Source organism: Shewanella sp. cp20 (assembly GCF_000832025.1).
Lineage (GTDB): Bacteria > Pseudomonadota > Gammaproteobacteria > Enterobacterales > Shewanellaceae > Shewanella.
The window spans coordinates 1-204 of record NZ_JPII01000061.1; the positions used below are offsets into that span (position 1 = coordinate 1).

The 204-nt window shown below is 45.1% G+C and carries 1 tRNA gene; it reads right to left on the minus strand.

The features are described 5' to 3' along the window. Positions 1-117: 117 nt before the first annotated feature. Positions 118-193: transfer RNA gene (locus DB48_RS19575), tRNA-Ala, on the minus strand. Positions 194-204: the final 11 nt, after the last annotated feature.

The window sequence follows — 204 nt, forward strand, 5'->3', positions numbered from 1 at the left end:
GTTATTACTATCAGCTTTCCAAATTTTTAAAGAGCGGGCTTAAAAAAGCCAAAGATAAATTCTGCATTTATCTTTGGCATCTCTAACCTAAACTGCATACGCTCATCAAAGAGCAAATGGTGGAGCTATGCGGGATCGAACCGCAGACCTCCTGCGTGCAAGGCAGGCGCTCTCCCAGCTGAGCTATAGCCCCATTTACATGCA